At 75.1% G+C, this 8,019-nt stretch carries 8 protein-coding genes; 6 read left to right on the top strand and 2 right to left on the bottom strand.

Going from position 1 to position 8,019, the window contains the following annotated elements:
• From IE312_RS04065 to IE312_RS04055, 3 genes are all read left to right on the top strand, one after another.
• Positions 1-817, top strand: an 817-nt coding sequence (locus tag IE312_RS04065) for a hypothetical protein (protein WP_189978462.1), incomplete at its 5' end; no start/stop codon positions are given.
• 283 nt (positions 818-1,100) lie between these two features.
• On the top strand, positions 1,101-1,763 hold the full coding sequence (locus IE312_RS04060) for an RNA polymerase sigma factor (RefSeq protein ID WP_189978460.1): 663 nt from the start codon (positions 1,101-1,103) through the stop codon (positions 1,761-1,763).
• Positions 1,763-2,905, top strand: a complete 1,143-nt coding sequence (locus IE312_RS04055; RefSeq protein WP_189978458.1) for a hypothetical protein — start codon at positions 1,763-1,765, stop codon at positions 2,903-2,905. The genes IE312_RS04060 and IE312_RS04055 overlap by 1 nt, the downstream gene beginning before the upstream one ends.
• A gap of 209 nt (positions 2,906-3,114) precedes the next feature.
• On the opposite strand, the gene IE312_RS04050 is transcribed toward IE312_RS04055, so the two are convergent.
• Positions 3,115-3,945 (bottom strand): L,D-transpeptidase family protein, encoded by an 831-nt coding sequence (locus tag IE312_RS04050; RefSeq protein ID WP_189978456.1) that lies wholly within the window; start codon positions 3,943-3,945, stop codon positions 3,115-3,117.
• A gap of 86 nt (positions 3,946-4,031) precedes the next feature.
• Between IE312_RS04050 and IE312_RS04045 the strand changes: the two genes are divergently transcribed.
• Both IE312_RS04045 and leuE read left to right on the top strand, forming a co-directional pair.
• Positions 4,032-5,624: an acyl-CoA mutase large subunit family protein gene (locus IE312_RS04045; protein ID WP_189978454.1), complete on the top strand. Its 1,593-nt coding sequence runs from the start codon at positions 4,032-4,034 to the stop codon at positions 5,622-5,624.
• 57 nt (positions 5,625-5,681) lie between these two features.
• The gene (gene leuE, locus IE312_RS04040) at positions 5,682-6,332 is read left to right on the top strand and encodes a leucine efflux protein LeuE (protein WP_189978451.1); all 651 of its coding nucleotides are present in this window, start codon (positions 5,682-5,684) and stop codon (positions 6,330-6,332) included.
• Here leuE and IE312_RS04035 read toward each other — a convergent pair.
• Entirely contained in the window at positions 6,329-7,705 is a 1,377-nt protein-coding gene (locus IE312_RS04035) for an FAD-dependent monooxygenase (RefSeq protein WP_189978449.1), read from the bottom strand. The two genes, leuE and IE312_RS04035, sit on opposite strands and share 4 nt — an antisense overlap.
• Before the next feature lie 71 nt (positions 7,706-7,776).
• On the opposite strand from IE312_RS04035, the gene IE312_RS38685 reads away from it, so the two are divergent.
• Positions 7,777-8,019 (top strand): TetR family transcriptional regulator (locus IE312_RS38685; protein WP_229899014.1); only part of this gene is annotated, 243 nt, incomplete at its 3' end.

Raw genomic sequence — 8,019 nt, 5'->3', positions numbered from 1 at the left:
GCCGTCCGGCCGTCGGCGCGCGCACCCCGGCGGCGCCGTCGCCGCGCCCGAGCAGGCCTCCGCGGGCCTCCCCGGACTGGAGACACGGTTCGGCACCGCGCTGCGCGCCCGGGACGTCGACGCCGGAGCCGAGCGCGGCGCCGTCGCCGCGTTCCGGGCCGCGCGCGAGGCGGGCGCGCACGACGCCCGCACCCGCGCCCGGGACGACTGGCGGCCCGGACGCCCCCGCACCGCCCGCCGCTCGCTGCGGACCACCCTGTCGCTGGCGCTGGCGAGTCTCGCGCTGGGCGGGGTCGCCGTGGCGGCGATCGGTGCCGCGCGGTCGGGGCCGGACGACGGCGGCCGGCACGCCCCGCACCCCGCCCGCCCCGCGCCGAGCGCCCCCGCCGCCCCGACGGCGGACGCCACGGCCGGCGACGCGGTGACCGGGGCGCTGAACACCGGCTCCGCCGCGCCCTCCCGCGCCCCCGCGCGTCCCACGGCCGCCGGGGACACCTTGGCCCACTGCCGTGCCTACGCGAGGGTGGGCGAGCGCGGCGGCGCCCTGGAGGCGACTGCCTGGCGGCGGCTCGTCGCCGCGGCGGGCGGCCGCGACCGGGTCGCGGCCTACTGCGCCGCCCGGACCGCCCCCGCCCGGACCGCCCCCGCCCGGGCCGGGAACGCCGACACGACGGACCGCCCCCCAGCCTCCGACGGCAAGGGCAACGGCAGCGGGAACAGCACCGGCAGCGGCAACGGCAACGGGCACAGCACCGGCAGCGGCAAGGGCGGGAGCGGGGGCGGCGACCACGGGAAGCCGGCCGGCGGCACCCACTAAGGGCCGTCCGGCCATGCGCTTCGTCGCCCGAAGGCAACGGCCGGGGCCGCCACCCCCCACAGGAGAGGCCCCGGCCGTCGCGCGGGCGGGCCGCGCACGGCCCGTACCTTCCACAGCGCCGTGCGTGCGGTTTCTGTCACACCTGGCCGCCACCGGATCTCACCCTGCGCACATCCGAACCCGGTCACGAGTTAGTTGCATCTTCTACAGACGTGGACGTGCAGTGGTTTCACGCCGTAACGTGCCTTTCGCGCCGACCGAAGACAGGCGTAAAGGGAGTACGGTGCTGGGGGACGACGCGGAGCTGACCGCCGCGGTGCGTGCGGCACAGGACGGTGACGAGACCGCGTTCCGAACGGTGTACCGCGCGGTCCATCCCCGCCTGCTCGGGTACGTCCGCACACTGGTCGGAGATCCGGACGCGGAGGACGTCGCGTCCGAGGCCTGGCTGCAGATCGCCCGCGACCTCGACCGGTTCAGCGGTGACGCCGACCGGTTCCGCGGCTGGGCCGCCAGGATCGCCCGCAACCGCGCGCTGGACCACATACGCATGCGCGGCCGCCGCCCCGCCATCGGCGGCGACGAGACGGAGCTGACCGGCCGGGCCGCCGAGTCCGACACGGCCGGCGAGGCCATGGAGTCCCTGGCCACCGACAGCGCCCTCTCCCTGATCGCCCGGCTCCCGCAGGACCAGGCCGAGGCGGTCGTCCTGCGCGTGGTCGTCGGCCTCGACGCCAAGACCGCGGCCGAGACCCTCGGCAAACGCGCGGGTGCCGTCCGTACCGCCGCGCACCGCGGTCTGAAGCGGCTCGCGGAGCTGATCGGCGCCGATCCGGAATCGGCGGGCGGACTCGACGCGCTCCCGCCTCAGCGAGAACCGCGCCACCGCGCGGTGACGTCCGCGACTGTGACGCATACGCGTACGCGGACGCAGAAGGACATGTGATGGCCGACGAGCAGTACACGTGGCTGAACCGTGAGACGGCGGAACGCCTGCTGCGCGGCGAGTCGCTGGAAGCCGTCGACCCCGCCACCCGTGAACAGGCCGAACGTCTCTCCCGGACCCTCGGGGAGCTGTCCGCGGAGGCGGCCCCCGCATCCGGTGAGCTGCCCGGCGAGCAGTCCGCCCTGGCCGCGTTCCGCAAGGCCCGCGAGGCCGTCGAGGCGGAGCGCACGGCCGCCGCCCACGCCCCCGCCGCCGCCCGCACCCCGGCGCCCGGAGCCGACGCCGGCCTGGTCCGCATCGGTGCCGGGTCCCGTACCGGAATCCGCGCCCCGCGCCCGCGCTGGGGCCGCCCGGTGCGGCTGGCGCTGACCGCCGCGGCGGCGGTGGGCACGCTCGGCGGGGTCGCCATGGCCGCGGGCAGCGGGGTGCTGCCCACGCCGTTCGACAACGACCACCCCCGGCCCGCCACCTCCGTCTCGCCCGGCACCACTCCCGGACAGCCGCTCGTCCCCGGCTCCGGTTCGGCCACCCCGGGCCTCGGCACGGGCCTGCCGGAGGGCGGCCGGGACGGGCGCGGAGGCACCGGTGACGAGGCCGCCGGGACGGACGACGGCACCGGCCGCACCACCGTCCCCGGCTCGGGTGCCCCCACGGCGGGCGCCGGCTGGCCCGCCGCCGCCTCCGCCTGCCGCGTCCTGCGCGACGGCAAGGAGCTGGACACCGGCCGCAGGCGCGCCCTGGAGCACCTGGCGGGCGGCTCCGCCCGCCTGACAACGTTCTGCAGGGTCGTGCTCGGCGACTCCGCGTCCGGCACGGCGAACGGCGGCACGGCGACCGGCGGCAACGGCGGCTCCACCGGAAACGGCCAGGACAAGGAGCCGGGCGGCAAGGGCGACGGCAACGGCAACGGCAACGGCGACAAGGGCAAGGGCAAGGGCGACGACGGGGGCGCGGGCGGGAGCAAGGACGACCACGACCCCGTCGGCCCCGGCAAAGGCGGTGGCAAGGGCGGCGGCAACGGCGGCGGCCGGCACCGCGGTGACGTCGCCCCCGCTCCCTCCGCCTTCGCCCCGGCACACCCCGGTTCGCCGGGCAGCGGCCCCGCGACCTCGTCGCCGTCCCCGACGTACACCGCGCTCTGACCTGACGGCACCCCGTCTGACCTGCGCTTTTGAAGTCGTCGAAAAATTTCTGGCGCGAGGTGTGACGTTTCTGGAGCCCGCTACGCAGTACTGAGTGAGCCGACTGGTCATCGGCCGTCGCACTGAGCCGGGGTTCCCCCCGTACCCACGGCTCGTGCACCTGGCGCGGGCGGGGCACGTTCCCCCGGTCCCGCCCGCGCCCCGCATCCTCACCAGGAGACGACGACCTTGTCGCCCACCCGGACCTGAGCGAACAGTGCGGCGATCGCCGTCTCGTCCCGGACGTTGACGCATCCGTGCGAGCCGCCCGCGTACCCGCGCGCCGCGAAGTCGTACGAGTAGTGCACCGCCTGGCCGCCGCTGAAGAACATGGCGTACGGCATCGGTGCGTTGTAGAGGGTCGACACATGGTGCCGTGACTTCCAGTAGATGTGGAAGACACCCTCACGGGTCGGGGTGTACTGCGCGCCGAAGCGGACCGCCATCGTGGACAGGGTCCGCCCGTCCACCATCCAGCGCAGTGTCCGGCTGGTCTTGTCGATGCAGATCACCCGCCCGGTCAGACAGCGCGGGTCCGCCGCGGCGGCCGGCCGGCCGGCCGCCGGGTACAGCTCCCGCGCGCTCGGCGGACGCGTCATCGCCACCAGCCGCTGCCAGGTGACGGCGTCCGTCGCGCCGGTCCGCGGCAGCCCGCGCCTGCCCTGGAAGCCCCTGACCGCCCCTTCGGTCAGCCGGCCGTAGGACCCCGTCGGCCCGGCGGCCAGCCAGCCCACCTGGCGCAGCCGCGCCTGGAGTTCGCGCACGGCGGGCCCGCTGTCCCCGCGCGACCACAGCACCCGCGGCGCGGGGGCGGCAGGCCTTGCCGGCCCGGCACCGGCCACCGGCCGGCCGGGGCCGGGATCCCGGCCGGCCGCCACCGGGGCCTGCGCCGGCAGGCCGCGTTTGGCGTCGGCGTCCATGGGCTGCACCGTGCACCCGCAGAGCGCGGCGAGCACGGCGGCCGAGGCGAGCAGGAGGGCAGGTCTCCCCGGGATCGTCATGCCCGGATGCTTCCCCGCGTGACCCGCGCCGAACTACGGGGCATGGTGAGGAGTACCCGTGCACCGGTCCTATCGCGGAGGCAGCCATGGCACAGGAGTCGGCCCGCCGGTCGGAGTCGGGCCTGCCGGTCGAACCGGTGTACGGCCCGGGCGATCTGGCCGGCTGGGACCCGGAGCGCAAGCTGGGCCGGCCCGGCGCGTACCCGTTCACCCGCGGGGTCTACCCGACCATGTACACCGGCCGCCCCTGGACCATGCGCCAGTACGCCGGCTTCGGCACGGCGGCGGAGTCCAACGCCCGCTACCGGCAGCTGATCGCCCACGGCACCACCGGCCTGTCCGTCGCCTTCGACCTGCCCACCCAGATGGGCCACGACTCCGACGCGCCCCTCGCGCACGGCGAGGTGGGCAAGGTCGGCGTGGCCGTCGACTCGATCGAGGACATGCGGCTGCTGTTCGACGGCATCCCGCTGGACCAGGTCTCGACGTCGATGACGATCAACGCGCCCGCCGCACTGCTCCTGCTGCTCTACCAGCTGGTGGCCGAGGAACAGGGCGTGGCCGCCCACCGGCTGACGGGCACGATCCAGAACGACGTGCTGAAGGAGTACATCGCGCGCGGCACGTACATCTTCCCGCCGAAGCCCTCCCTGCGGCTGACCGCGGACATCTTCCGGTACTGCACCGCCGGGATCCCGAGGTGGAACACCATCTCGATCTCCGGCTACCACATGGCCGAGGCGGGCGCCTCCCCCGTGCAGGAGATCGCGTTCACCCTGGCCGACGGCATCGAGTACGTCCGGACGGCGCTCGCGGCCGGCATGGACGTGGACGACTTCGCCCCGCGGCTGTCCTTCTTCTTCGTCGCCCGTACGACGCTGCTGGAGGAGGTCGCCAAGTTCCGTGCGGCGCGCCGGATCTGGGCGCGGGTGATGAGGGAGGAGTTCAGCGCGAGGAACCCCAGGTCGCTGATGCTGCGCTTCCACACCCAGACGGCGGGTGTGCAACTGACGGCGCAGCAGCCGGAGGTCAACCTCGTCCGGGTCGCCGTGCAGGCCCTGGCCGCGGTGTTCGGCGGCACGCAGTCCCTGCACACCAACTCCTACGACGAGGCGATCGCGCTGCCGACGGACCGGAGCGCGCGGCTGGCGCTGCGGACGCAGCAGGTGCTGGCCCACGAGACGGACGTGCCGGCGACGGTGGACCCCTTCGCCGGCTCCTACGCGGTGGAGCGGATGACGGACGAGGTGGAGGAGGCCGCCGTCGGCCTGATGCGGCGGGTGGCGGACCTGGGCGGGGCGGTGGCGGCGATCGAGCAGGGCTTCCAGAAGGCCGAGATCGAACGGAACGCCTACCGCATCGCGCAGGAGACGGACTCAGGTCAGCGGGTGGTGGTCGGGGTCAACCGCTTCCGGCTGGACGAGGAGGAGCCGTACCAGCCGCTGCGCGTGGACCCCGCCATCGAGGCCCGTCAGGCCGAACGCCTCGCCCGGTTGCGGGCCGAGCGCGACCGGGGTGCGGTGACCGCGGCGCTGGACGCCCTGCGCCGGGCGGCGGAGGGGGAGGACAACACGCTGTACCCGATGAAGGAGGCGCTGCGGGCACGGGCGACGGTGGGGGAGGTGTGCGGGGCGCTGCGCGAGGTCTGGGGCAGCCACGTGCCGGCGGACACGTTCTGAACGACGGTCCCGGACGGGGAGGGACGGTTGTCGTACCCCCGTGCGACACTCCATGGCATGTTCGGTGTCATCGATCTCCCCACCTATCTGGCGGGCCTGGTCCTGATCGTCCTGCTTCCCGGTCCCAACTCGCTGTACGTCCTCTCCGTGGCCGCCCGCCGCGGTGTGCGTGCCGGGTACACCGCCGCCGCCGGGGTCTGGTGCGGGGACACCGTGCTGATGACGCTGTCCGCCGCCGGAGTGGCCTCCCTGCTCCAGGGCAACGCGCTGCTGTTCGGCATCGTGAAGTACGCCGGGGCCGGCTATCTGAGCTGGCTGGCGATCGGCATGCTGCGGGCGGCGTGGCAGACGTGGCGGACCCGGCGGGAGCCCGACCTCCGGCAGGCCGCGCCCGCCCAGGCCGGTGACGAGCGGCCCTTCCGCCGCGCGCTCGTCGTCAGCCTCTTCAACCCGAAGGCGATCCTGTTCTTCGTCGCCTTCTTCGTGCAGTTCGTCGACCCCCAGTACGCCTATCCGGCCCTCTCCTTCGTCGTCCTCGGCGCGTTCGCCCAGTTCGCCAGCTTCCTCTACCTCAGCGCGCTGATATTCGGCGGCACCCGCCTGGCCGCCGCGTTCCGGCGCCGCAAGCGGCTGTCGGCCACGGCCACCACGGCCGCGGGGGCGCTGTTCCTGGGGTTCGCGGTGAAGCTGTCGCTCGCCGCCGCCTAGGCGGCCGTGCGCGCTCCCGTCCGTTCCGCGTACTCCCGCAGGCCCTCCGTCGTCCCGCCCGCCCAGCCCACGTAGCCGTCCGGGCGGACCAGGAAGACGCCCTCGCCGTACGACGCGGGGGCCGCGGGGAGCGAGCGCAGCCCCGGCACCGTGGCACCCAGCAGCGTCCAGTGCGGCCCGCGGAACGCGTCGAAGAGCCGGACGCCCGCCACGGTGCCGTCCGGCGCCCGGTCACCCGCGCGCAGCCCCCCGGCCCCGCCCCGCGTGTCCACGCTGAGGGACGACTCCCGGTAGCCGAGGCCGAGCTGCACCGTCGCCCGGCCCCGCCGCACCTCTCCCCGGTGCACGCCCGTCGTCAGGTCGAGCATGGCGGCGGCGTTCGCCCGGCGCTCCTCCTCGTAGGTGTCCAGGAGTGTCTCGGGAGCCGCGCCCCGGAGTACCGCGTCCAGTTTCCAGCCCAGGTTGTAGGCGTCCTGCACGCTGGTGTTCAGGCCCTGGCCGCCCGCCGGGGAGTGGACGTGGGCCGCGTCCCCGGCGAGGAGGACCCGGCCGGCCCGGAACCGGTCCGCCAAGGCGGCGCGCGGGCGGAAGCCGGAGGCCCAGCGCAGTTCCGTGACGGCCGGGGCGTCGAGGTGCGTGTACGCGGCGACCAGGGCGCGGACGCCGTCCAGGGACAGGTCGGACGGGGCGGTCGCGGGCAGCCGGGCCTGCAGCTGGAAGTCGTCGGTGCCGGCGAGCGGGCACAGGGCGAGGCCGGTGCCGTCGGGCCCGGGGAACGTGTGCCAGTGGTCTCGGTCCAGCCCCTTGAGCCGTACGTCCGCCACCAGGAAGGGTGCCGGGTCGACCGTCTCGCCGGTCATGCCGACGCCCAGCGCGCGCCGGACCGCCGAGCGTCCGCCGTCGGCCGCGACCGCGTACGCCGCGCGCAGGGCCGTACCGTCCGCGAAGTCCACCCGCACGCCCCGGGAGTCCTGCGCCAGGCCCGTCACCTCGCGGCCGAAGGCGACCCGTCCGCCCAGCTCGGTCAGCCGCGCGTACAGCACCTCCTGGGTCCGCCACTGCGCGACCATCAGCGGTTCGGTGTACGGCGTGCCCTCGTCGGCCGGGACGTCCTCGAACATCGGCCGGGTGCCGAGCGGTTCGCCGTCCTGCCACAGCAGCCGGGGCGGGTAGGGGCCGCCGGCCGCGCGGACGGCGTCCAGGACGCCGAGGTCGGCGAAGACCTCCTGGGTGCGGGGCTGGACGCCCTTGCCGCGCGAGCCGGGGAACAGCGTCTCCTCCCGCTCCACGATCAGGGCCTGCACCCCGCGGCGCGCCAGGTCGACGCCCAGCGTCAGGCCGGCCGGCCCCGCACCCACGATCACGACGTCCATCACCCATCTCCTTAACACCGTTAAGTCCCGTCGCCGACGAGCGTGCCCTTAACGCTGTTAAGCTGTCAAGCGTGAGTTCCGAGAAGCGCGCGCCCCTGGATCGCGCACGAGTCGCCGACACCGCGCTGCGGCTGCTGAACGAGGTCGGTCTGGACGGGCTGACCCTGCGCGCCATCGCCCGCGAGCTGGACGTCAAGGCACCCGCCCTGTACTGGCACTTCAAGGACAAGCAGGCGCTGCTCGACGAGATGGCGACACAGATGTACCGGCGGATGGCGGCCGGCACCACGCTCGACCCCGCCGACACCTGGCGG

This window comes from Streptomyces capoamus (genome assembly GCF_014654935.1).
Taxonomy (GTDB): Bacteria; Actinomycetota; Actinomycetes; order Streptomycetales; family Streptomycetaceae; genus Streptomyces; species Streptomyces capoamus.
The sequence above is the reverse complement of the archived record's forward strand: the minus strand, read 5'-3'. Positions and strand labels throughout refer to the sequence as shown.